This is a genomic window from Pseudomonas sp. HMSC065H01 (assembly GCF_001815235.1).
Lineage (GTDB): Bacteria > Pseudomonadota > Gammaproteobacteria > Pseudomonadales > Pseudomonadaceae > Pseudomonas > Pseudomonas aeruginosa.
Genome location: NZ_KV819941.1, coordinates 14,483 through 38,188, shown reverse-complemented (window position 1 = coordinate 38,188; position 23,706 = coordinate 14,483). Strand labels below are relative to the sequence as shown.

Annotated in this window: 21 protein-coding genes and 1 pseudogene; 14 read left to right on the top strand and 8 right to left on the bottom strand. The window is 66.6% G+C overall.

Annotated elements, in window-relative coordinates; all coding sequences use genetic code 11:
• Positions 1-1,056 (bottom strand): annotated as a pseudogene (gene pctC / locus HMPREF3014_RS32845) (methyl-accepting chemotaxis protein PctC); the annotation flags it as partial.
• A gap of 189 nt (positions 1,057-1,245) precedes the next feature.
• Complete coding sequence (gene flp / locus HMPREF3014_RS32840) at positions 1,246-1,464, bottom strand: type 4b pilus Flp major pilin (RefSeq protein WP_003107380.1); 219 nt, start codon at positions 1,462-1,464, stop codon at positions 1,246-1,248.
• 408 nt (positions 1,465-1,872) lie between these two features.
• Here flp and rcpC point away from each other — a divergent pair, with 408 nt between their 5' ends.
• Genes rcpC through tadG form a run of 9 tightly spaced genes read left to right on the top strand, consistent with a single transcriptional unit; the run spans position 1,873 to position 11,042 of the window.
• A complete protein-coding gene (gene rcpC, locus HMPREF3014_RS32835) occupies positions 1,873-2,784 on the top strand; it encodes a type 4b pilus Flp biogenesis protein RcpC (RefSeq protein WP_003107382.1) in 912 nt (303 codons plus the stop codon).
• Between the two features lie 13 nt (positions 2,785-2,797).
• Positions 2,798-4,048 carry a type 4b pilus Flp secretin RcpA gene (gene rcpA, locus HMPREF3014_RS32830; RefSeq protein ID WP_003110119.1) on the top strand — a complete coding sequence of 417 codons (1,251 nt, stop codon included), beginning with the start codon at positions 2,798-2,800 and terminating at the stop codon, positions 4,046-4,048.
• A gap of 9 nt (positions 4,049-4,057) precedes the next feature.
• A complete protein-coding gene (gene tadZ, locus HMPREF3014_RS32825; RefSeq protein ID WP_003093855.1) occupies positions 4,058-5,242 on the top strand; it encodes a type 4b pilus Flp biogenesis protein TadZ in 1,185 nt (394 codons plus the stop codon).
• Positions 5,239-6,504, top strand: coding sequence for a type 4b pilus Flp biogenesis ATPase TadA (gene tadA / locus HMPREF3014_RS32820; RefSeq protein WP_003103953.1), 1,266 nt, complete (start codon positions 5,239-5,241; stop codon positions 6,502-6,504). The genes tadZ and tadA overlap by 4 nt, the downstream gene beginning before the upstream one ends.
• Positions 6,501-7,385, top strand: a complete 885-nt coding sequence (gene tadB, locus HMPREF3014_RS32815; protein ID WP_003103954.1) for a type 4b pilus Flp biogenesis protein TadB — start codon at positions 6,501-6,503, stop codon at positions 7,383-7,385. Before tadA ends, tadB begins: the two co-directional genes overlap by 4 nt.
• Positions 7,386-7,394: 9 nt before the next feature.
• Positions 7,395-8,306 (top strand): type 4b pilus Flp biogenesis protein TadC, encoded by a 912-nt coding sequence (gene tadC / locus HMPREF3014_RS32810; protein WP_003103955.1) that lies wholly within the window; start codon positions 7,395-7,397, stop codon positions 8,304-8,306.
• Positions 8,303-9,040, top strand: coding sequence for a type 4b pilus Flp biogenesis protein TadD (gene tadD, locus HMPREF3014_RS32805; RefSeq protein WP_003103956.1), 738 nt, complete (start codon positions 8,303-8,305; stop codon positions 9,038-9,040). The genes tadC and tadD overlap by 4 nt, the downstream gene beginning before the upstream one ends.
• Positions 9,041-9,062: 22 nt before the next feature.
• Positions 9,063-9,347 (top strand): DUF3613 domain-containing protein, encoded by a 285-nt coding sequence (locus HMPREF3014_RS32800; protein WP_003103957.1) that lies wholly within the window; start codon positions 9,063-9,065, stop codon positions 9,345-9,347.
• 24 nt (positions 9,348-9,371) lie between these two features.
• Positions 9,372-11,042 carry a type 4b pilus Flp biogenesis protein TadG gene (gene tadG, locus HMPREF3014_RS32795; protein ID WP_003103958.1) on the top strand — a complete coding sequence of 557 codons (1,671 nt, stop codon included), beginning with the start codon at positions 9,372-9,374 and terminating at the stop codon, positions 11,040-11,042.
• 25 nt (positions 11,043-11,067) lie between these two features.
• On the opposite strand, the gene pprB is transcribed toward tadG, so the two are convergent.
• Both pprB and fppA read right to left on the bottom strand, forming a co-directional pair.
• Entirely contained in the window at positions 11,068-11,895 is an 828-nt protein-coding gene (gene pprB / locus HMPREF3014_RS32790; RefSeq protein WP_003103959.1) for a two-component response regulator PprB, read from the bottom strand.
• Between the two features lie 120 nt (positions 11,896-12,015).
• Complete coding sequence (fppA, locus tag HMPREF3014_RS32785; protein WP_003103961.1) at positions 12,016-12,498, bottom strand: type 4b pilus Flp prepilin peptidase; 483 nt, start codon at positions 12,496-12,498, stop codon at positions 12,016-12,018.
• Between the two features lie 63 nt (positions 12,499-12,561).
• On the opposite strand from fppA, the gene HMPREF3014_RS32780 reads away from it, so the two are divergent.
• A complete protein-coding gene (locus HMPREF3014_RS32780) occupies positions 12,562-13,068 on the top strand; it encodes a TadE/TadG family type IV pilus assembly protein (protein WP_003120840.1) in 507 nt (168 codons plus the stop codon).
• Between the two features lie 9 nt (positions 13,069-13,077).
• The gene (pprA, locus tag HMPREF3014_RS32775) at positions 13,078-15,849 is read left to right on the top strand and encodes a two-component system sensor histidine kinase PprA (RefSeq protein ID WP_023087787.1); all 2,772 of its coding nucleotides are present in this window, start codon (positions 13,078-13,080) and stop codon (positions 15,847-15,849) included.
• A 68-nt stretch (positions 15,850-15,917) separates the two neighbouring features.
• Here the strand turns inward: pprA and HMPREF3014_RS32770 are convergent, their stop codons facing one another.
• Positions 15,918-17,387 (bottom strand): inorganic phosphate transporter, encoded by a 1,470-nt coding sequence (locus tag HMPREF3014_RS32770; protein ID WP_003093821.1) that lies wholly within the window; start codon positions 17,385-17,387, stop codon positions 15,918-15,920.
• 143 nt (positions 17,388-17,530) lie between these two features.
• Positions 17,531-17,782, bottom strand: coding sequence for a hypothetical protein (locus tag HMPREF3014_RS34880; protein ID WP_003117142.1), 252 nt, complete (start codon positions 17,780-17,782; stop codon positions 17,531-17,533).
• Between the two features lie 433 nt (positions 17,783-18,215).
• On the opposite strand from HMPREF3014_RS34880, the gene HMPREF3014_RS32760 reads away from it, so the two are divergent.
• Positions 18,216-19,832: a methyl-accepting chemotaxis protein gene (locus HMPREF3014_RS32760; protein ID WP_016264301.1), complete on the top strand. Its 1,617-nt coding sequence runs from the start codon at positions 18,216-18,218 to the stop codon at positions 19,830-19,832.
• On the opposite strand, the gene chrA is transcribed toward HMPREF3014_RS32760, so the two are convergent.
• Both chrA and HMPREF3014_RS32750 read right to left on the bottom strand, forming a co-directional pair.
• Positions 19,829-21,034, bottom strand: coding sequence for a chromate efflux transporter (chrA, locus tag HMPREF3014_RS32755; RefSeq protein WP_003455245.1), 1,206 nt, complete (start codon positions 21,032-21,034; stop codon positions 19,829-19,831). The two genes, HMPREF3014_RS32760 and chrA, sit on opposite strands and share 4 nt — an antisense overlap.
• Positions 21,035-21,088: 54 nt before the next feature.
• A complete protein-coding gene (locus tag HMPREF3014_RS32750) occupies positions 21,089-21,892 on the bottom strand; it encodes an AraC family transcriptional regulator (protein WP_003103975.1) in 804 nt (267 codons plus the stop codon).
• Between the two features lie 100 nt (positions 21,893-21,992).
• On the opposite strand from HMPREF3014_RS32750, the gene HMPREF3014_RS32745 reads away from it, so the two are divergent.
• Together HMPREF3014_RS32745 and HMPREF3014_RS32740 are read left to right on the top strand one after the other, a co-directional pair.
• Positions 21,993-22,883: a DMT family transporter gene (locus tag HMPREF3014_RS32745; RefSeq protein WP_003093799.1), complete on the top strand. Its 891-nt coding sequence runs from the start codon at positions 21,993-21,995 to the stop codon at positions 22,881-22,883.
• A gap of 112 nt (positions 22,884-22,995) precedes the next feature.
• On the top strand, positions 22,996-23,679 hold the full coding sequence (locus HMPREF3014_RS32740) for a lipoate--protein ligase family protein (protein WP_023087786.1): 684 nt from the start codon (positions 22,996-22,998) through the stop codon (positions 23,677-23,679).
• The last annotated feature ends 27 nt before the right edge of the window (positions 23,680-23,706 follow it).

The following is a 23,706-nucleotide window of genomic DNA, read 5'->3' as shown; positions in this document are numbered from 1 at the left end:
TTCGTGGATACGCTCGACGAAGCGGTTGAAGGCATTGGCCAACGTACCGAATTCATCGTTGCTGGTGACCTTCAGGCGCTTGGTCAGGTCGCCTTCGCCCTGGGCGATGTCCTGCATGGCGCGGCCCATGTCGGTGAGCGGTTGCATCAGTACGCGGATCAGCATGCCGAGGAGAAGCATGATGCCGACCACCGCGATTAGCGTGGCGACGATCGCCGAAGTGCGGAATTCGCTGAGCATCGAATAGGCGGTGTCGCGGTCGAGGACCAGGGCGACGTACCAGGTCACGCCGGGCAGTCCCTTCACCGGGGTGAAGGAAACGAACTGGCTGCGACCGTCGAGTTCCACCTCGTGGACCCCGGGGACGATGTTCGGTGCGCCTTTGGGATAGGCTTCGGCGAGGGTCTTCAGGACCAGCCCGGAGTCGGGGTGGAGGAGGATCTTGCCGGCGTCGCTGACCAGGAAGGCGTAGCCGGCACCGTCGAACTTCAGGGAATTGAGGATCGCGGTCAGGGTCTCCAGCTTCATGTCGCCGGCGGCGACGCCCAGCAGTTGACCGGCGTGCCGCACCGGCAGCGACATGGCGAGGATCTGCTCGCCGGTGCCGGCATCGACGAAAGGTTCGGTGACGATCAGCCGGTCGGCCGCCAGCGCGTCCTTGTACCAGGCGCGGGTACGTGGGTCGTAACCTTCCGGCATGGCGTCGTAGGGGCGCATGGTGAAGGTGCCGCTGGCCGCCTCGCCAAGATAGACCGACGCGAAATTGCGGCTGAAGACGGGCTGTTCCAGTTGCCTTGCGATATTCGCCTCGTCGGGCTGGTCGAGCAGCGCCAGTTGCGAGGCCAGGCCTTCCACCAGGTGCATGCGGCCTTCCAGCCAGCTCTGGATGTTGCTGGCGGTCAGGGTGCCGATTTCCCCGAGGTAGTTTTCCGTGTCCGTGCGCACGGCCTCGCGCTGTCGGTAATCGTTGTAGAGGATGAAGCAGCTGAAGGCGAAAACTACCACCAGCGCGGCGGCGAGAAGGATTTTCTTGGCAAACGACAGCGAGCGAAGCATGAGCGATGCGTCCTGGCAAAAGCCTCAAGAAGGGCGGGGAGCCCAGGCCACCAGGTAGGGAGCTTGCGGGGGAAAGCCATGATCCAGCGCCTGAACGGCAGGCTTTGTAGCACAGTGCCATTACAAAGGCAAAATAGTGGCGCCATGAAAATGGCGCCACTATGGGAAGCGACCGGGAAAGCGCTCGCGTCAGTTCGCTGTCGGAGCCAGCCCGCCGACTTTTTCGCCGACTCCGTCGAAGAAGGCTTTCAGCCCGCCGACGATACCACTGTCCGTGGGACTCAATACGGCAATCAGAGCCACCGCGATCAAACCTGCGATAACCGCGTATTCGATGGCATTTGCCCCTTCTTCGTCCGCCAGGAATGCGCGAAGTTTGCAATACACGAGCAGAGTCAGGTTCTTCATTCTTGTTTGCTCCTCGAACGCGGCAATCACCGAGACAGAGCCCTGCCTCCACGCTGAGACTAGGCCGATGATGGCGTTTTGCAACAACTAAATGGCATTAGTAGGAGTGGATTAGTCGCAAGGTTATATGGCGAGTTACAAGGCTTGGACTACATCTAATGACAAATTGACATTGATTATCCCAAGTCTAGATTCAGGCCTATCGCCGCATGGTCGAAGTTATGAACTTTGGTTCTTGAATAACGACTGTCGCCAGTCGATAACCCAATGTACCTGCCATGGAAAGCCAGTCCCGGAGTATGGCCATGACACGGACAGCAAGACGCCACTTTTTCTTTTTCGTTCATCGGCGATCGCCGGTGATTTTCCGTTCATCGACCTGTCCGGACGCATAGCAGGGGTCTGCCCATGAATAGCAAGGTGCTGATGGCCCTGGCCGGCCTGCTGCTGCTCGGTGCGGTGTTGCTCGGATACCTCGGCGTATCCATCGGCCGCGCGCCATCGAACGCGCACGCTCCATCCGTGGCGCCGGCTTCGGCGACGGTGGACGCTTCGCTGGAAAAGCTCGAACGCAAGCCGGTGCTGGTGGCCAGTCGCGATCTCCCGGCGCTGGCGGTGATCGGCAAGGACGACCTGAGCGTCGAGCTGTTGCGGACCGCACCGGTCGGTAGCTACGACAGGCCCGAGGCGTTGCTCGGCAAGCGGGTCTGGGTCGCGGTGCCGGCCGGCAGCATTCTTTCCGCCGCGACCCTCGAACCCGGCGGTCCGCTGGCCCGGACCATCCGTCCGGACGAGCGGGCGATGGCGATCGCTGTGGACGAAGTGGTCGGCGGCGGCGGCTTCGTCCTGCCCGGCGACTATGTCGACGTGATGCTCTTCGTGCGTGACGAGCGGGACGGCGAATCGACCCCGCTGGCGCAACTGGTGTTGCCCGGCGTCCGGGTACTGACCTACGGCGAGCGGATCGCCGTGGGCAGCGATGGACAGGACCGCTCGAACCAGGAAAAGGACCCGCGTCCGCCGCGTACCGCGGTGCTGGCGGTACCGGAGGACGGCGTGGCGCGGCTGATGCTGGCGAGCCAGGCCGGTTCGCTGCGCCTGGCCATCCGCAGCAAGGACGAAGAACTCTACCGCAGGGAGCAGGAAGGCGCGCTGCTGCAAGCGTCGCTGGGCGCGCCGAGCGCGGCGCTGAGTCTCGACCAACTGCTGGAGCGCCGCAAACCGACGGCGCCGAGCGTGCGCAGCGCGGCTCCGCGCGTGCCGGTGGCCAACGGGGTCACGGTCTACCGTGGCAGCGCCATGACCCATGAAGTGCCTTGAGGGGAGCCGGCATATGCATCGGAGCACCGGGATAGGCGTGTCGCGCTGGCTGGGAGGGCTGCTGGGGGTGGCGTTGGCGCTGCCGGCACTGGCTTTGCCGCAGGGCTGCATCGAGTTGCTGGCGCAGGCGCCGCGGGTCGACGTCGTCCAGGGACAACAGCGTGACCTGCGCCTGGCGGTGCCGATCGAGCGGCTGGCCATCGGCGATCCGAAGATCGCCGACGTACAGTTGCTGGATCGTCGCGGCTTCCTGGTCACCGGCAAGGAACAGGGCTCCACCAGCCTGCTGATCTGGACCGGCTGCAGTCCCGAGCCGTTGCGCAGCCTGGTGGAGGTCGAGGGACGCGGTAGCGTCGATACCCGCGGTGCTCCAGCGTTCACCGCCGGCGCCGCGGAGGAGCTACCGAACCAGGTGCAGACCGATATCCGCTTCGTCGAGGTCAGCCGCAGCAAGCTGAAGCAGGCCAGCACCTCGTTCGTCCGGCGCGGCGGCAACCTCTGGGTGCTCGGTGCGCCAGGCAGCCTCGGCGACATCAAGGTCAATGCCGACGGCAGCGGCCTGGGCGGCACCTTCGGCACCGGCAGCTCGGGATTCAACCTGATCTTCGGCGGCGGCAAGTGGTTGAGCTTCATGAATGCCCTGGAGGGCAGCGGCTTCGCCTATACCCTGGCGCGCCCGAGCCTGGTGGCGATGAGCGGGCAGAGCGCGTCGTTCCTCGCCGGCGGCGAGTTTCCGATCCCAGTGCCGAACGGCACCAACGACAACGTCACCATCGAATACAAGGAGTTCGGCATCCGCCTGACCCTCACCCCGACGGTGATGAACAACCGCCGCATCGCTCTCAAGGTGGCGCCGGAGGTCAGCGAACTGGACTACAGCGCCGGCATCCAGAGCGGCGGGGTGGCGGTGCCGGCACTGCGCGTCCGGCGCACCGACACCAGCGTGATGCTGGCCGATGGCGAGAGTTTCGTGATCAGCGGGCTGACCAGCAGCAACTCGGTGAGCAACGTCGACAAGTTTCCCTGGCTGGGCGACATCCCGATCCTCGGTGCGTTCTTCCGCTCGACCAAGCTGGACAAGGACGACCGCGAGCTGCTGATGATCGTCACCCCGCACCTGGTCCAGCCGCTGGCCGCCGACGCACAGTTGCCGGACCTGCCCGGCGAGGGCTTGCGGCACTACGATCCGGGGTTCTCGCGCCTGTACTTCCTCGAGCGCGGCGAGTACGACGGCCAGCAGAACGACACCGGCCTGTCGGATTAGGAGGCGCGCATGAACCAGAACTTCGTGGCGCTGACCCAGCATCCCGGCGAACTCGACTGGTTGCAGAACAGCCTGGCGTCCGCCGGCCAGGTGGTACCGGCAGGCAGCGCCAGCCTGGAGGAGTTGCTGGCGCTGCTCGACGTCACCGCCGCCGGGGTGCTGTTCATCAGCCTCGGCAAGAGCAACCTGGTGTCCCAGGGCGCGCTGGTCGAGGGATTGGTATCGGCGCGGCCGATGCTCTCGGTGGTGGCCATCGGCGACGGCCTGGACAACCAGTTGGTGCTGGCGGCGATGCGCGCCGGCGCGCGCGACTTCATCACCTACGGCGCCCGCGCCAGCGAGCTGACCGGGCTGATCCGGCGCCTCGGCGGACGCCTGCCCAGCGTGCCGGTGAGCGCGGCGCGCCAGGGCGAGCTGCTGACCCTGGTCAGCGCCCGACCGGACGCCGACGGCGCCTTCGTCGCCTTGCACCTGGCCAAGGCGTTGCAGGAGCAGACGCCGAACCAGGTCCTGCTGCTGGACGTCGGCCAGCCCACCGGCGAGGCGCTGGCGATCCTCGGCCTGGACTCGGCCTTCACCTTCAGCGATGCCTTGCGCAACCTGCGGCGCCTCGACCAGACCCTGATCGACAGCGCCTTCACCCGCCTCGACAGCGGCCTGCGGATACTCAGCCTGACCGACGAGCCCGGCGTGCTGGAGCGAGTCACCACCGCCGAACTCTATCTGTTGCTGGGCAACCTGCGCGGGGCGTTCAGCCATGTGGTGGTCAACCTCACCGGGCTGCCCGAGGGCGAGCTGAGCAACCAGTTGCTGGTGCAGGCCAACCGCGTGCTGTGGATGGTCGACCAGAGCGTACCGTCCTGCAAGAAGGGCCTGGAGCGCCTGCGCCGCCTGCGCGAGCGCAACCTGCCGTTGCCCTCCATCGAGTTGCTGATCGAGCGCTACCTGCCCAATGTGGCGCCGGACCAGCAGGCCCTGAGCCGGATGTTCGACCTCGATCTGTTCGGTGTCCTGCCGTTGTCCCCGGAATCGCGCCTGCGCGCGAAGAACCTCGGCAAGAGCCTGTTCGAGGTGGCGCCGCGCGACCCATTGGCGGCCAAGCTGCGGCAACTGGCGGACAGCCTGTGCGTGACACGCGGCGAGCGCCGTTCGCTGCTGTCCTGGCTCGGCCGGGCCAAGGCGGCGCTGCTATGAGCACGGGATTCGGCGCGCGTCCTGACGGCGGTGCCTTCCACTCCCGCCAGGAGCAGGACATCCAGGCGCTGAAGCTGCGCCTGCACCGCTACATCATCGACGAGATCGACGAAGACGGCATGAACCTGCTGGAGGGCGCGCGCTCCGCCGTGGTCCAGTACGTCTCGGAAAAGGTCTGCGAATACGGCTCGCGCCATCAACTGGCGATCTCCCGCTACGAACTGGACCGCCTGGCCGAAGAGGTGGTCGACGAACTCACCGGCTTCGGCCCGCTGGAGATCCTCCTGCGCGATCCCGGCGTCTCGGAAATCCTCGTCAACGGGCCGGGCCGGGTGTTCGTCGAGCGGGAAGGGCGGCTCTACCAGAGCGACCTGCGCTTCATCGACGACCACCATGTGCTGCGGGTGATCCAGCGTATCCTCGCGCCCCTCGGCCGACGCCTGGACGAGTCCAGCCCGATGGTCGACGCGCGCCTGCCGGACGGCAGCCGGGTCAACGCGATCATTCCCCCGGTAGCGCTGGACGGGCCGTGCATCTCGATCCGCAAGTTCAGCCAGGAGCTGCTGCGCAGTGCCGACCTGCTGGCCTACCAGAGCGTCGACGAAGCCTTGCTCGAGTTCCTCCGCCAGGCGGTCTCGCGCCGCTGCAACATCCTCATCAGCGGCGGCACCGGCACCGGCAAGACCACCTTGCTCAACGTCATCAGCGGCTTCATCGACGAACGCGAGCGGATCGTCACCATCGAGGACACCGCCGAGCTGCAACTCGGCCACGACCACGTGGTGCGCCTGGAGACCCGTCCGCCGAACGCCGAGGGCTACGGCGAGGTGACCGCCCGCGACCTGATCCGCAACGCCCTGCGGATGCGCCCGGACCGGATCATCCTCGGCGAGATCCGCGGCGTCGAGGTGCTCGACGTGCTGCAGGCGATGAACACCGGCCACGACGGCTCGATGAGCACGGTGCACGCCAACTCGGCGATGGATTCGCTGCTGCGCATGGAGATGCTGGTCGGCCTGACCGGTAACAGGCTGCCGGAGCAGACCTTGCGCCTGATGATCTGCGCCGCGCTGGACGTGGTGGTGCAGATCACCCGCCTGGCCAGCGGTCGGCGTTGCATCAGCGAAGTGCTGGAGGTGCTGGAGGTGCGCGACGGTGTGTACGTCACCAATACGCTGTTCAGTCTCGACCGGCGCGGTAGCGGGCAGTTCGTCCGCCAGGCCGCGCCGGTCGGGCAGAAATTCCGCCAGGCGCTGCTGTGAACGGCGCGCAACTGCTGGTGCTGTTCAGCGGCGTGCTGGCTTTCGCCGCGCTGGCCCTGGCGTTCATGGGCTGGCGCGCCGGGCGCAACGAACTGGTGGTTGAACGGCTGCTGGGACGCCAGGATGCGGTCGCGGTGCGGCCGCGCAGCAGTCACTGGCTGGCTCGCCAGATGCGTCGCGCCGGTATCCAGCGCCCGCGTCCGTGGTTGTTCGGGGCGGCAGTGCTTGCGCTGCTGCTGGTCTGGAGCGGATTGCGCCTGTTCGGCATCGTCGGCGCGCTAGGCGGCCTGCTACTGGCGGCGCTGTCCTGCCGCGTCGCCCTGGGCATGCTCTACCAGCGCCGCCTGAAGCGAATGATCCGGCAGATGCCGCGTTTCCTCGACCAGGTGGTGCGCAGCCTGCACGCCGGGCGCACGCTGGGCGACGCGCTGATGCAGGCAGTGGAGAATGCCGAGGAGCCGCTGCGCGACATCTTCACCCTGGCGCGCAACCACGTGCTTCTCGGCATCCACCTGCCGGAGGCGTTGCAGGAAGTCGCCGAACTCTACGAGGTTGAGGAGCTGCGCATCCTCGCCCTGGGCGTCTCGGTCAACCACCGTTATGGCGGCAATACCAGCGACCTGCTGGACAGCATCGTCAAGCTCATCCACGAGCGCGAGAAGCTCAGCCGGCAGTTGCACGCGATGACCGGCGAGACACGGATCAGCGCCTATGTCCTGGCCGGCGTGCCGAGCGCCCTGGGCGGCTACATCCTGGCGAGCAACCCGGGCTATCTGCTGAACATGTGGGCCGACGGCACCGGGCGTTTCCTGCTGCTGGCCTCGCTCGGGCTGCAACTGCTCGGCTGCTATGCGCTGTGGCGCATGCTCAAGAGCGTCTAGGAGGTGGCCATGCAGGCACAGTGGCTGATTTTCGCGGCGCTCCTGATGGCGGTCGGCGGTGCCTTGTTGCTGTTGCTCCAGGCGCGCAACGGCAGCCGCGAGCAGCGCCTGATCGAGAGGCGCCTGGGAGCGCTGGCCAACCCTGGCGGCTCGACCAGGTGGCTGGCCGGCATGACCGAGCGGATGGACGACAGCTTCTGGGTGCGGCGCCTGCAACTGATGGACAGCGAGGCCCGCCAGTTGCTGCAACAGGCCGGCTGGCACGAGAGTCGCTACCGGACCCTGTACCTGATCTCGGTGTTCCTCACGCCGCTGCTGTTCGTTCTCCTGGTCTTGCTGGTCAAGCTGCTGCGCGCCGAGAGCGAGGCGTCCTACGCGGTGCCGCTGCTGTTCGCCGCCGGCATCGGTTTCCTCCTGCCCAAGCAGGTGCTCAAGCACTTCGCCAAGGCGCGCCGGGCGCTGATCGCCGACGAGATGATCCTGTTCGTGCAACTGATCCGCATCCTCTTCGACGCCGGCCTGACCGTGGAGCAGACGCTGCGCGTGGTCTGCCTGGAAGGCCGCGGGATCACCCCGCAACTGGCCCGCGAGCTGGACCTGGCGCTGACCCGTGCCGACAACGGCATCGACCTGGCGGAAGAGCTGGAGGCGCTTGCCCGGCGCCTGCAGGTGGACCCGCTGAACGACTGCTGCGGCGTGCTACGGCAGATGTTGCGTCAGGGCGGCAGTGCGCGCAGCACCCTGCTGACGCTCAAGCAACTGTTCGAAGACCGGCGCCTGACCACCTTGCAGGAACGCATCGGCAAGCTGTCGGCGAAGATGAGCCTGGTGATGATGGTGCTGCTGTTCCCGGCGCTGCTGATCGTCCTCGCCGGTCCGGGCGTCATTGCCATCACCAAGGCCTTGGGAGGACTGGGATGAAAGCACTGATCGGCATCGGCCTGTGCGCCGCCCTGCTCGGCGGTTGCGCCGCGCTGCCGGGGCGGGACGGCCCACGGGAGTGTTCGCAGCAGCTCGGCCAGGAGCAGGAACTGCAGATGAACATGGTCCGCGACATGATCCGCGAGGGCCGCCTGCATGCGGCCCTGGCCAACCTGGAAAGCATGCCGCCGGGGTTGCTCGACGTGCGCGAGGAAAGGGCGCTGATCCTGCGCCGGATCGGCGACCCGCGGGCCAGGGCCGAGTACCAGGCGCTGCTGGAAACCTGCAAGGCAGCCGAGGCGCACCACGGCCTCGGCCTGCTCGCCCTGCGCAATGGCGACAGCGCCCGGGCGGTCCTCGAGCTGCGCGAGGCGGCGCGCCTGCGGCCGACCGAGAGCCGCTTCCGCAACGACCTGGGGGTCGCCCTGCTCAAGCGCGGCGACCGTGTCGGCGCGCGCTTCGAATTCATCACTGCGCTGGAGTTGCAGCAGGGTGGCAAGCTGCCGGCGACCAACCTGCTCGGCCTGCTGTACCTGCAAGGCGACCGGGAAGATGCGCAGCGCCTGATCGAGCGTTTGCAGCTGGATGCCCGGGACATCCGCGCGGCCGAGGCGCGGGCGCGCAGCTGGGGTGCCGTACCGACACCTGACGCGGCGCCGGCAAGCGACGACCCGCTGGCGGAACTGCCGGCGGAGGCGAATATGCATACCGCGATGGCCAACGAGGCGCCCTGAGCCGGCGCCGGAGAGGTGAACCATGCACGAGCGAATCCTGTTCGGCGTCTTGCTGCTCCTGTCCGGCCCGGCCTGGGCCGCGGACACGCCGGCGGTCCGTCCTGCCGCGCCAGCGACGGCCGAACCGCAGACCGCCACCCGCGCCTGGCTGGCCATCCAGGCGAGCGGCCGGGCCGCCAGCCCGGTCCGGCAAAGCGCGACCGCCGCCGAGCGCCAGCGTGCCTACCAGCGCTACCTGAAAAGCTATGAGCACGAGATTCCCGAGTACCTGCTGGAAGATCGTGGCTTCGGCGAGAGCAAGAACTGACGGTTCCTGGCGGAGGGGCAGGGCATGAACGGATGGCCTGCAAGACAGCGTGGGGCGATCGGCATCCTGGCGGCGACCACCCTGCTGCTGGCCTTGATCTGCCTGTTGCTGGTGGTGGATACCGGGCGGCTCTACCTGGAGCAGCGCAACCTGCAGCGAGTGGCGGACGTGGCGGCGCTGGAGAGTGCCTCCCAGGGAGCCTTGTGCGGCGACCAGAGTTCTGCCCAGGCGACGTCTTTCGCCAAGGCCAGCGCGATGCTCAACGGGTTCGATGCGGACGCCGCCGGCTCCAGCCTGTCGGCGGAGGTCGGCGGCGTGCTGAGTGCCGGCGGCCTGCGCAGTTTCATAGCCAGCGCGTCGAACGCGGCTGCCGCCAACGAGGCGGTGCATGTCAAGGTGACCAAGAGCGTTCCCGGCAGCCTGGTCGCCAACCTCGGGGGACTGTTCGGCGGCGGCAATGCCAACGTCGATCTCCGCGCAGAGGCCGTGGCGCGCCGCCTGCCGAACGCCACGATTTCCGCAGGTACGGGGCTGGCCAGCGTGAACAGTGGCCAATCGGCGTTGCTCAACCCCATCCTGAGCGGATTGCTGGGCACCCACATCGATCTCTCCGCGGCGGCCTACAACGGTATCGCCGACGCGAAGCTCAGTGTGCTGGACATTCTCGGCGCGGATGGAATGGGCTTGATCGGGGTCGATACCAGCCTGGGGACCATCGAACAGTTGTTGAATACCAACGTCGGCTTGCAGCAGGTACTCGCCGCCAGCGTGAACGTCCTGGCGAAGAACGGCGTAGCCTCGGTCGAGGCCCTGAGAACGCAATTGGTGGGGGTAAAGTCGGCCACGTTGAAACTGGGAGACCTGCTGGGGCTGAGCGCCGGCGAGGTGAACAGCATGTCGCAGCTGGATACGGCGATCAATGCGCTGGATCTCATCATGGCGGTTGCCCAGGTCGCCAACAAGAATTCCGCGGTCGCTGTGAACCTGGGCATCCCCGGATTGGCCAATGCACGGCTCACAGTCGTAGAGCCGAAGAGGATCGTCTCCGGGCCGCCAGGGCAGGATGAGAGCGGTGCCTGGCGCACGGAGGTGCGCCAGTCCCAGGTACGACTTACGGCGGACATCGATTCCGGGTTCCTGTCCATTCTCGCCACCACGAAACTGCAACTGGCCATCGAAGGCGCGTCGGGAGCCGTCTGGCTGAAAAGCATGGCCTGTACCCGCCCGGATACCGCGTTGGACTTCGGCTGGAGAAGCAGCGGAGCGACGATAAAGATCGGCAGTCCGGCCAACATCGATCAGGTCGGCTCGATTCTGGTGCTTGGCGGCTTGGTGCGATTGGATCTCAAGCTCGATACCTCGATCGCCGGCAGCTCGGGCGATACGCGATTCAACGTGAAAGCCGACGGTTCCGATCTCGTCCAGAGCCGCAGGTTGCCGGAAAGCGGCTTTCTCGCCAGTACCCTGAAAACCAGCATCAACGTCAATCCCGTGGTGCTCGGACTGTGCTTGCCTTTGCTGTGCGGCTCGACGGCGCTCACCGACCTCATCGTGAATTCCGTGGTGGCACCTCTGGTCGATGGGCTGCTGACGCCGATCCTGAATCTGGTCCTGCCCTTGCTGGGGGTACAACTTGGATACATCGACGCGGAGATTCTGAAGGTCGATGTCGGCAGGGCGGAACTGCTGATCTAGCAGGTCCGCCGGGCCATCGCGCCTGTCAGTGCACCACCGCTCCGCTGCCCTGCTGCATCGCCGCAGGCGACAGGGCCAGCGCCAGCTGTGTGCGGTTGTGCATATGCATCAGGCGCAGCACCTGGGAGACGTACAGCTTCACCGTGTTCTCGGTGATGCCCAGTTCGTAGGCGATCTGGTAGTTGGTCAGGCCCTTGCTCACCAGCCGCGCCACCGCCTGCTGGCGGGGCGACAGCTTGCCGAACAGCGGATTGCTCGGGGACACCTGGCTTTCCGCGACCGACGCCGGCGGCGCGGACGGCTGGCTGTCTTCGCTCTTGAGGGCACTCGGCTGGCTGTTGCCGTGTACCTCGTACTTGATCTTGTGGATGTCGCGGTAGATCGAGTTCAGCGATTCGGCGAGGTATTCCAGGCGCTGGTTGACGTGGCTCAGGCTCAACTGGCTGCGGACGCGCTCGTGCAGGCGGTTCTCCAGGCGTTCGAGGCCATGCAGCAGTTCCTGCGGCGCCACCGGTTTCTGGTAGTAGTCGGCGGCGCCGACCCGCATGGCCTCGATCACTTCCTGGCGGCCATCGTGACCGGTGAGGATGATCGATTCGAAGAACCTGCCGTTGCCGGCGACTTCCTTGAGGCTCTCGATCAGGCGGATACCGTTGTCCTGCCCCAGGTAGAGGTCGCAGATGACCAGGCCGATGTTCGGGTCGGCCTGGAAGCTGGCGATCGCCGACTCCCGGTGGGTGCTGGTTACGCAACGGTAGCCACTGTTTTCCAGCAGTTCGCGGAGTTCCGAGGTCACCTGGGGTTCATCATCGATGATCAAGACGCTGAAATGCCGCGAGGCCGGTTTGTCCATGGTCATACGCTCCATTTGCTTATTTTGTTTTTAACAGGGGACGTGCATTGGAATGCAGCCATACCGAATGGTATTAGCCATAAGCATATAGTCGCTAAGTGAGGTCTTCCGCAAGTTTACTCAGATAATTTTACTGATAATCAGATGTGCCAAAAGGCCGGCGCCCATGGCGAATATAAAAGGGAATGACTTGTTTTTTGACGGTGCCCTTCGAAGGCGAACTTCTTCATTCATTGCGGACTTTTCTACCGAACGTTTGAATAACTTTACGAGGATGAATAGCGCGATGCACAGCAGGCAGCCGAAGGCCAGGCTATAGAGCACCGTAAGTGGGTCGCTGGCCAGCCCCAGTGCGGCCAGGTACTTGACGTCGGCAGCGCCGAGCCTGCCGAGAAGGTAGCCGGGAAGGCTGAGGCAGACGCCTATAAAAAGTGCGGTCATTGCCATATTAACCGTAGCACCGGTCAGGCTTGACTCTTTCACATATAAATAAACAAAGGAAATAAGAAATCCGCCCAGGATAAGCCAGTTGGAGACGCGCAAACGTTTGATGTCCTGATATCCGCAAACGCTTGCCCATAAGGCCAGTGCTAATTGCTCCATCCTGTTCTTCAGCCTTTTTTCGACATCTGGATTAATACCTTTTCAGTAACGTTGGCGGAGCGAATGACGACTAGTATTAAGGATGCGGATCGGGGATGTCAGCTCATGCTCGGAAAAGCTTCCCGGCGACGCCAGCACGGCGCCGTCGCCATCGAATTCACAGCGATCTTCCTGCTGTTTTTCGCGCTGGTCTACGGTCTGATCAGCTACAGCATTCCTTTGCTCATGTTGCAGTCGTTCAACGATGCCGCTGCCGTGGGGGCCCGTGCGGCGATCGCTGTCGATCCCTCCGATGCGGGCTACGAGAGCCTCGCCGAAGCCCGTGCCAGGGACGAGTTGCTCGCGCGCCTGGACTGGATGCCGGCGGCCTGGCGGGCGAACCTCCAGCCCTGTGCCGGCAATGGCCAGTACGCCGACTACGTCAGCGCCACGTCGCGGATCGAGGTCTGCGTGCAGTACCCGTACGGCGATCCGGGCAAGGCGATCATCCCCGTGCTGAGCTTCCCCGGCATCGGCGCGATTCCCAACCTGCCGCAGACGCTGAAGGCGAGTGCCAACCTGTTGCTGTGAGGTGGTCGCATGTTCGAATTTTCCCGCTCGTCGTCCGCCGAGGCCGAGAGGCCGGAACCCTTTTCGCAGGAAGGCCCCTCCCTCTGGAGCGCTTCGCTGAGGAGTTGGGACCTGTGTTTCGAGATGGACGAACAGGACCGCGTGATCCGGGTCGGCGGGCGGCAGGCGTATCGTCTGCAGTGCGCCCATGGGCTTGGCGAACAGCCGCGGCCTTTCGCCGAGTATCTGGAGCGGCGCGCCCCCGGTGCGCCGACGCTGGCCGGCCTGCGCCGGGGCGAGCGTCTCGACCTGACGCTGCGCAGCGATGCCGCCGCGCCATTGACCTGTCGTTTCCAGCCGATGCAGCCGCTCGACGGCCTGGGACGCTCGCTGCTGCTGGGCATGGACATCTCCGACCTCAACTGGCAGTCCGACAGCCAGCAGCACCAGTTGCAGAGCCTGAGCCTGGGCAAGCTGATCCTTTCGCGTCTGCGCCATGTCTCCCACGGGCACCTGGCGGAGGCGGTCCAGGAGATTCTCGAATCGCTCTCCGGCGCGTTCCAGATGCAGGCTATCGCCCTGCTGCTGGGCGACGGCAAGGGCTTCTGCACGGTCTTCGCCAGTCATGTGCGGCCTGGCAGTGACAGTTTGCTGCGACCGACCCTGCAACTCGCCGACGACGATCTGCGTGAAGGGGCGGGCGCGCGCTTGCTACGCCGTGGCGAAGGCGCCTCGACGCTGCTCCGGCAGATTGGCGAGGACGCGCTCTACCTGGTGCCGGCGACGATGCGCGGTGGCCGCCTGGGGGCGTTGCTGGTCCGGCCGATGTCGCTGGAGCAGCTCGCCCAGGGGCCCGCGCCGCAGGACTGGCAATACCTCGCGGAACTGCTGGCGAACCAGGTGGCGGACCGCTGCGAACTCCACGAGCAGCACGACAGTTCGCGCAAGCTGGGGCTGTTGCAGGAGATGATCGGCGGCGGCTGGTGGCGTTACTGGGCGGAGCAGGAACTCTTCGAACTGGCGCCGGCCTTGCACGACAGCCTGGGGTTGACCGGCGAGTATCGTCGGGTGCCGTTGGAACACCTGCAGGGCCTGCTGCAACCGGCGGACGCCGACGAGCTCGGCCTGCGCCTGCGTGCCAGCCTGCGCAGCGGCCAGGCGCTGGCCCAGGACCTTTGCCTGCGTCAGCCGGATAGCCGCGGCGAGCGCCGCTGGCTGCGCATCGAGGGCCGGCCGCTGGGACGCGGCAGTGCCCTGGGGCTGTCCGGCGTGCTGCTCGACATCAGCGAAGGCCGGCGCCAGGAGGAACGGGCACAGGCGGCCCACGCGCGGTTGCGCAGCCTGATCGACAGTGCGCCGGTGGTGATCTATGTCCAGCGGGTCGAGCAGGGGCACCTGGTGCCGGAGTTCTACAGCGAAAGCGCGAGCAACCTGCTCGGCCTCGACCTGCAGGGACAGAGTTGGCAGGCGCTCGCCGAGCGGGTGCATCCGGATGATCTGGAGGCCTTTTTCGCCCGCGGCCGCGAGCTGCTTCGCGAAGGCCGGGTGAAGACCCGCTATCGCCTCGCCGATGGCCAGGGCAACTGGCACTGGCTCTACGACGAAGCCAAGCTGCTGCGCGATGCCCAGGGCCTGCCCAGCGAGGCGGTGGGCCTGTGGCTGGACGTGACCGAGCAGCACCTGGCGGCACAGCGTATCGCCGAGAGCGAGGAACGCTACCGGGTCCTGGTGGAGGATTCGCCGGCGCTGATCTGTCGCTATACCGCCGACCTGGTGCTGACCTACGTGAACCGGACCTTCGCCGATAGCCTCGCGACCAGCCCGGAGCGCCTGGTCGGTCGCCGGCTCGACGAGTGGCTGGCGGCGGAAGACGCCAGCGCCTTGCGCGCGCGTCTGCTGGGTTCGCCGCGGGAGGGCGCCAGCGAGGTGCCGGAACTGCGCTTCAACCTGCCGGGGCAACGTTTTCTCTGGCTGGTGTGGGCCGAGCGACCGTTGTTCGACGCCCGGGGCGAATTGTGCGAGGTACAGGCGGTGGGACGCGACAACACGCCGGTGCGTCGGGCCCAGCAGCAACTGGCGCAAGGCGCCAAGATGGCCAGCCTGGGGGAGATGGTCAGCGGCCTCGCCCACGAGGTGAAGCAGCCGCTGCACGTGCTGCGCATGACCCTCTTCAACATGCGCCAGCGGATGAACAGCGTCGGCCTCGACGGCGACTACCTGGGCGAGAAACTGGAGCGCATGGATGCCCAGGTCATGCGCGTCGACCGCCTGGTCAGCCACCTCGGCGTGTTCAGCCGCAAGTCGGCGCTGGAGGCGCTGCCGTTCGACCCCTATACCGCCTTCGAAGGCGCCCTGGGGCTGCTCGGCGAGGGGCTGCGTCAGCACGCCATCGAGGTGGAGTGCCCGGCGCCGACGCAGCGGATGGTGGTACGAGGGCAGGCGGACCAGCTGGAACAGGTGATCATCAACCTGCTCGCCAACGCCCGCGATGCCCTGCTTGGCAATCCCGGCCTGGCCAGCCGGCGCATTCGCCTGGAGCAGGTGGCCTGCCGCGAACCGGGCTGGGTCGAATTGCACGTGCACGACAACGGCGGCGGGATCGAACCGCTCCTGCTGGAGCGGATATTCGAACCCTTCTTCACCACCAAGGTGGAGGGCAAGGGTACCGGCCTGGGTCTCTCGGTCAGCCACGATCTGGTGCGCAACATGGGCGGTAGCCTGACGGCGGCCAACCAGGGGGAGGGCGCGTTGTTCGTGGTTCGCTTGCCGCTGGCGGCGCTGCCCGCCGAGGCGGGCGGATGACGTCGGTGGGAGCGCGGCAAAAAAACGCCTGCGGACAAGCAGGCGTTTTTTTCAACCGGCGAGGCGGCTCAGATGAATTGCGAGGCCAGCCAGAACAGGCCGGCGGACAGCGCCATCGAAGTCGGCAGGGTGAGCACCCAGGCCATCAGGATGTTGCGCACGGTGCCGCCGTGCAGGCCGCTTTTGTTCGCCACCATGGTCCCGGCCACGCCGGAGGACAGTACATGGGTGGTGGACACCGGCAAGCTGTAGATGTTGGCCATGCCGATGGCGGCGGCGGCGGTGATCTGCGCGCTCATGCCCTGGGCGTAGGTCATGCCCTGCTTGCCGATCTTCTCGCCGACGGTGAGCACTACGCGCTTCCAGCCGACCATGGTGCCGATGCCGAGAGCCAGGGCCACCGCGATGATGACCCAGAACGGCGCGTATTCGGTGGTCGCGGTCAGGTCCTTGCGTAGCTTCTCGAGGTCGGCCTTCTCCCGCGCCGGCAGGTCGGACAGCTTGCCGACCTTCTTCGCGGTGTCGTCCAGGCACAGCAAGTAGCGACGCACCTGCACGCGCTCGTCGGCGTCCAGGTCGTTGTAGCTGGGCACGCCGCGCAGGTCGCGGAGCAGCGCGTTGATGGTCGGCTCGGTCTGTTTCGGATCGCAGCGGTAGAACTGCGGCATCTCGCTGCCATTGCTCTTGCCCAGGGCCAGCATGTCGCCGAGGGTATCGGTGTGGCGCTGGTAGAACTGACTGAGGTGCAGGGCGGCGTCGCGGGTGCGCTCGATCTGGTAGGTGGTGCTGTTCAGGTCGAGGACGAACTTGGCCGGGACGATGCCGATCAGTACCAGCATGATCAGGCCGATACCCTTCTGGCCGTCGTTGGAGCCATGGACGAAGCTTACCGCCATGGCGGAAAGCACCAGCACCAGGCGGTTCCAGAACGGCGGGTGCTTCTTCTCGTCGAGTTCGCGACGGGTTTCCGGGGTTTTGTGCATCTTCGACAGCGGACGCCACCATTTCAGTCCGAGCAGGACCAACGCGGCGACCATGAAGCCGGCCAGCGGCGAGAAGATCAGCGACAGGCCGATGTCGATCGCCTTCTGCCAGTTGATCCCTTCGGCCAGCGGCACGTCGGTGATCAGCGCATTGGCCAGGCCGACGCCGAGGATCGAGCCGATCAGGGTGTGCGAGCTGGAGGCCGGGATGCCGAAGTACCAGGTGCCGAGGTTCCAGGCGATGGCGGCGGCGAGCAGGGAGAAGACCATCGCCAGGCCATGGCCGGTGTTCACGTTGATCAGCAGCTCCACCGGCAGCAGGTGAACGATGGCGTAGGCTACGCCGACACCGCCGAGCAGCACGCCGAGGAAGTTGAACACACCGGAGAGCATCACCGCCCGGTAGGGGGACATCGCTTTGGTGTAGATGACGGTGGCCACCGCGTTGGCAGTGTCGTGGAAGCCGTTGATGAACTCGAAGGTGAGGACGAAGGCCAGGGCCAGCACCAGGCTGATACCCACCCAGGCATCGAGCCCGCTGAAAAGATCGAACATGTGAGAAACCGGTCAGAGACGGGGCGGCGATTATGCCAGATGCGTTTTTATCCGTCTGGAACTCCGGAAGGTTGCCATTGTCGCGGGCAACGCCCCGTCGCATCGGGCTTTGCGGGAAAAACGAAACAGATTGAAACGCTTCGTTATCCGTCGCTCTCCTGTCGGTTGGAGGTAAATGGAATGGGGTTCGCTGCTTCCTGCCCGGCCTTGAGACGCTCTTCTTCGATCTTCTGCAGTTCTCTGTCGAACGCCTGCTCCTGAACGGTTGGGCGTTTGCGCCAGGGCTTGCGGTCGGGTTCCGGCTGGGCGGCATAAAGCGTCACTTCGCCGCCGTACACGTCCTTGTAACGCTGTTCCTCGCGCGCCAGCGCGGCACGCAATTCGTCTTTCGTCACGGGTGGTCCTGAGTCCAAAAAGAGCGGGCCCGATAGCGACCAGGCTGGGCGGAAGCGGGGTCCGGCCAGCGCCGGTTGGGAGTCTAGTCGACCGCTACCGGCTGTAAATGGGCGCGGAATTATAACGTGGGCTCCGGGCTTGTCATACGGTGTCGGCCGACGGACGGCAGGACGGAAGTTCTTCGAGCGTCCCCTGGAAATGCGGCGAAGCCCCCATGGATCAAGGCCTGGCCGACGCGTCCGGGGTGTTCTCCGCCTTTCGTCGCGGCCTGCGCTAGTCGAATGCCAGCCATTGGCCATACCACTAAGGAACGATGGCGGCGCTTCCGGGGGCGGGCTACAAACCGGACTACAAGTCAAATAAAGAAGCCCCGCCGTCGCCCGTCCGACCCCAGGGTCATGACGCAACGCCCCGGAGGCCGGAGATTTACTCATGCAGCCCGCTCGTTCCCGCATCCTCTTCGTCTGCCTGTTGCAGAGCCTGGCCCTGGTTCTCCTGCTGGTCGGCGCCCGGCATGGCTGGCTGCCGCTGTACCTGGCCCTGCCGCTCGGCGTGGCGCTGCTCTGGTTGCCCTGGCTGCTTCCCGGCAACCGCACGGCGGTGGCGACCGTCGGCGAGCCCGACATCGCCCGGCTGGCTCGCGACCTGTCCCATAACACCAGCCAGAACGCCTTGTCGGCCGCCGGCGTGGCGTTCTCGGTGAAGCGCCTGGCGGAGAAGCTGCAATCCCAGCTCGACGCCGCCGAACAGATCGTCGGCAGCGCCGAAGTGATGATCCACACCGAGCGCGCCACCTCCAATCTGGCGCGCCAGGCCATGGACGCCGCCACCCGGGCGCGCGCCGGCAGCGACGAGGGCCAGGTGCTGCTGGCCTCGACCATCGAGCGCATGCATCGGCTCAGCGAGCGGATGGGCGCCAGCCGCGAGGCGATCGAGGCGCTGAACCAGCGCAGCGAGGACATCCAGCGGGTCACCCTGGTGATCCAGGGCATCGCCAGCCAGACCAACCTGCTGGCCCTCAACGCGGCCATCGAGGCGGCCCGCGCCGGCGAGCATGGGCGCGGCTTCGCGGTGGTTGCCGAAGAGGTGCGCGGCCTGGCCGGACGTACCGCCGAGGCCACCGAGGAAGTCGGCCAGATGGTCGCCGAGATCCAGCGCCAGACCAGCGAGGTGGTCGAGCAGATCCGCCAGCTTTCCGAAGAGTTGGGGGAAGGGGTCGGCCAGGTCGAGCTGACCGGTCGGCAACTGGAAGGCATTGCCGAACTGGCGGCCGGGGTGGAAAGCCAGATTACCGAGATCGCCCAGGGCGCCGAGATCAACCGCAGCCAACTCGCCAGCCTGTTCGCCGCGGTCGAGCAGGTGCGCGGCGACCTCAGCGCCAGCGAGGAACAGACCCTGCGCCTCGGCGAAGCTGCCAGCCAGTTGGAGAACCAGGCCGAGGTGATCAGCGAGCGCCTCGCCGAGGTCAGCCTGGACGCCTACCACCAGTCGGTCTACGACCTCGCCCGGGAGGGCGCGGCGGCTATCGCCGCTCGCTTCGAGGAGGACGTGCGCAGCGGGCGCATCGACCTCGATGACCTGTTCGACCGCAGCTACCAGCCGTTGCCCAATACCCAGCCGACCAAGTACCGGACCCGCTTCGACAGCTACACCGACCAGGTCCTGCCGGGCATCCAGGAGCAGTTGCTGGAGCGCAACCGCAACCTGGTATTCGCCATCGCCTGTACCCCCGAAGGCTACGTGCCCACCCACAATCGCGCCTTCGCCCATCCGCCCAGCGGCGACCCGCAGACGGACGCGTTGCGCAGCCGCAGCAAGCGCCTGTTCAACGACCGCACCGGGATTCGCTGCGGCAGCCACCAGCAGCCGCTGTTGCTACAGACCTACACCCGTGACACCGGCGAGCTGATGCACGATCTTTCGGTGCCGATCTTCATCCACGGCAAGCACTGGGGCGGCCTGCGCCTCGGCTACCGGCCGGAGGGCGCGGAGCCGGGCAAGGCGGCCGCGCCGACGGCGCAGGGGCTGAGCCTGGCCTTGAACGGCTAGCCGGCTGTGGCGATCAGGCCGCCGGCCACGGCGCAGGCGAGCACCACTTGCCAGGGCGGCGTCTTCCAGGCGAGCAGGGCCAGCAGGGCGAAGAGCAGCAGGGCGAAGTCGGCCGGGCGCAGGATGCCTTCGGTCCAGAGCGGCTGGTACAGCGCCGCCAGCAGCAGGCCGACCACCGCCGCGTTGACCCCGGCCAGCGTTGCCCGTACCCGGCGTTCGTGGCGCAGGCGTTCCCAGAATGGCAAGGCACCGGCGACCAGCAGGAACGACGGCAGGAAGATCGCCAGCAGGCACAGCAGCGCGCCGCTCCAGCCGTTCGGCGCCGGGCCCGAGGCTGCGCCGAGGAACGCGGCGAAGGTGAAGAGCGGGCCCGGTACCGCCTGGGCGGCCGCGTAGCCGGCGAGGAAGGTATCGCCGTCGACCCAGCCCTTGGGTACCACTTCCGCCTGCAGCAGCGGCAGCACCACATGGCCACCGCCGAATACCAGCGAGCCAGCCCGGTAGAACGCGTCGAGCAGGCGCAGCCAGTGTTCCGGCCAGAGGCGCGCGGCCAGCGGCAGGCAGACCAGCAGCACGGCGAACAAGGTGAGGAACAGCAGCGCGCCGCGGTAGCCGATGGCGATCGGCAGCCGCTCGTGGCCTTCCACTGCTTCCGTTTTCAACAGGGCGAGGCCGGCCAGGCCGGCACCGGCGATCACCGCGACTTGGGTCCAGGCAGTGGGCCAGGCCAGCACGCTCGCGCAGGACAGCGCCATCAGCGTCAGGCGCGGGCGATCCGGGCACAGGCTGCGTCCCATGCCCCAGACCGCCTGGGCCACCACCGCCACCGCGGCGATCTTCAGGCCATGCAGCACGCCCTCGGGCAACAGCGCGCCCCAGCGTCCCAGGCCGAGAGCGAAGAGCACCAGTAGCAACGCCGAGGGCAGGGTGAAACCGAGCCAGGCGGCGAGGGCGCCGGGATAGCCGGCGCGGGCCAGGCCGAGGGCCATGCCGACCTGGCTGCTGGCGGGGCCGGGAAGGAACTGGCAGAGGGCGACCAGGTCGGCGTAGCTGCTTTCGCTCAGCCAGCCGCGGCGGCGGACGAACTCGTCGCGGAAATAGCCGAGGTGGGCGATGGGCCCGCCGAAGGCGCTGCAGCCCAGCTTGAGGAAGGCGAGGAACACCGCGAGGGCGGTGTCGGGATGGCGGCTGGCGGTTGGCATGCGAACTCCGGATGGTGGCTGCTGCGAGCATAGCCGCAACGCATGCACGGCGGGTTACAGCATCGGCATGTCCTGGGCGCGGCTGGCCAGGCGGTATTGTTCCGGTGTGGTGCCGGCCAGCCGGCGGAACATCGAGATGAACGCCGAGGGGCTGCTGTAGCCGAGGTCGAAGGCGATCTGCTGGATCCCCCTGCCGGCTTCCAGCGCCTCGATGGCCGCGAGGAAGCGCAGGCGTTGGCGCCATTCGCCAAAGGTCATGCCCAGTTCGCGCTGGCAGTGCCGGGCCAGGGTTCGCTCGGTGCTGTGCACCTGCTGCGCCCATTGCGCCAGCGAGCGGTTGTCGCCCGGCTCGGCCTGCAGTGCGTCGAGCACCTCGCGCAGCGCCGGGGTACGGCCGTAGGGCAGGTAGTCGTCGTGGGGCTGGGCGCATTCCAGCTGGTCCATGACGACCCGGGCCAGGCGCAGGTCCTGCGCCGAGGTCGGCAGGTTGACCCCGCGCTCGGCGAAGTCCGAGAGGATCGCCTTGAGGATCGCGCTGATCGCCAGGGTGCAGGGTGTCGCCGGCAGGCGTCGTGACAGCTCGGCGGAAAGGTACAGCGAGCGGTAGACGATGGCCTGGCTGTTGTAGCAGCTGTGCACCCGCTCCGGTGGTATCCATACCGCGTATTGCGGAGGCGAGAGGAAGCGCTGGCCGTCGATCTCCAGCTGCATCACGCCATGGGCTGCATAGTTGAGCTGGCCCCAGGCGTGGGTGTGGGGCGGCGAATGGGTGTCGGCGCCGAACTCGTCATAGCGGAAATAGACGTCGAAAGACTGCCCCTGGAGATCGGGAAGGCGCAGCAAGGTGGTGGTCGACATGTCCGAACCTACGGGTGGTTTGTCTGGAATTCATTATACGTCTGTATTCGGACTGGCTCAGAATGGCCGCGTATTCCTTTTTCATAGTGCGGAACCTCCCATGCAATACCTGTTTCCCCTGCTGGCCGTGTTCATCTGGGCCGGCAACACCGTCGTCAACAAGCTCGCCGTGGGGATCATCCAGCCCGCCGAGATCGGTTTCTTCCGCTGGCTGCTGGTCGGCCTGGCGCTGACGCCCTTCATGCTCGGCCCGGTGCTGCGCAACCGCCGCTACATCCTCGCCAACCTCGGCAAGTTCGTGGTCCTCGGCCTGCTCGGCATGGCCGTCTACCAGAGCCTGGCCTACTACGCGGCGGCGCTGACCAGCGCCACCAACATGGGCATCATCCTGTCGCTGATGCCCCTGATGTCGCTGGGCCTGGCCAGCAGCATCCTGGCCCACCGGCTGAACGCCGGGGCGCTGCTCGGCGCGCTGGTGTCGCTGGCCGGCGTGGTGCTGGTGATTTCTCAGGGCCATCTCGGCGCTTTGCTGGAGCATGGAGTGAATCTCGGCGACGCGATGATGATCGTCGCCACCCTGGCCTATGCGGTGTACAGCGTGCTGCTGAAGAAATGGAGCCTGAAGCTGCCGGCCATGCAACTGCTCTACCTGCAGGTGCTGGTGGCGATCCTCGCCCTGCTGCCGCTGTACCTGCTGTCGCCGCGCACCGGCCTGAACGCCGCCAACCTGCCGCTGGTGCTGTACGCCGCGCTGTTCGCCTCGATCGTCGCCGCGCTGGCCTGGATGCACGGTGTCGCCCGTCTCGGGCCGAGCCGGATGGCCCTGTTCTTCAACCTGCTGCCGATCATCACCGCCTGCATCGCCACCCTGGTGCTCGGCGAGCGCCTGACCGTCCATCACCTGGTCGGCGGCGCGCTGACCCTGGCCGGGGTCCTGCTGGCCGAGTTCTGGCAGCGCCGCCCGGCCCGTCTGCGCTCGGCAACCTGCTGATTTCCCGGCAACTTCCTCGCGATTACGGCGCACGGAGGCGCCGCCACTGGCTATCATAGGCAGCGCTCCCCGCGTGGGAGCCGAGCCGTGCCAGCCTGGAAGAGGAAGAATCGTGGTCGAAGTGTTTTCCGTGCAGGATGGGCTGGACGCCGAGCGCGCCCTGCTCGACGAGGTGTGTGGCGGTGCCCGCGAGCATGGCCTGTTGCTCTGGCAGCCGTGCGATCGGGCGCTGGTCATGCCGCGCCGGATGGAGCGCCTGGAAGGATTCGTGCCGGCCAGCGCAGCGGTCGCCGAACGCGGCTGGCCGGTGCTGCTGCGCGATACCGGCGGCGAGCCGGTGCCGCAATCGCCGGGCGTGCTGAACATCGCCCTGTCCTATGCGCTGGGGCCCGGCGACAACGAGCAGACCCGTATCGAAACCGCCTACCTGCGGCTGTGCCAGCCGATCTGCGACTGGCTCCGCGAGCGCGGCCTGGACGCCGGCGTGGGCGCCGTGGCCGGTTCCTTCTGCGACGGCCGCTACAATGTCACCCTGGATGGGCGCAAGCTCGCCGGGACCGCGCAACGCTGGCGGCGCAACGGCGCCGGCCGGCCGGTGGTGCTGGCGCACGCGGCGCTGCTGGTCGGCGCCGAGCGCGAGGAGATGGTCGAGGTGGTCAACACCTTCACCCGCCGTTGCGCCAGTGCCCCGGATTGCCAGGCGGACAGCCATCTCGGCCTGAGCGAGCGCTGGAGCGATTTCCGCATGGCCGACAGCCTCGAACTGGAACGACGCTTCGTCGCCGCCCGATCCTGACCTCTTTCGCCAGAGCCTTGCGCCAGG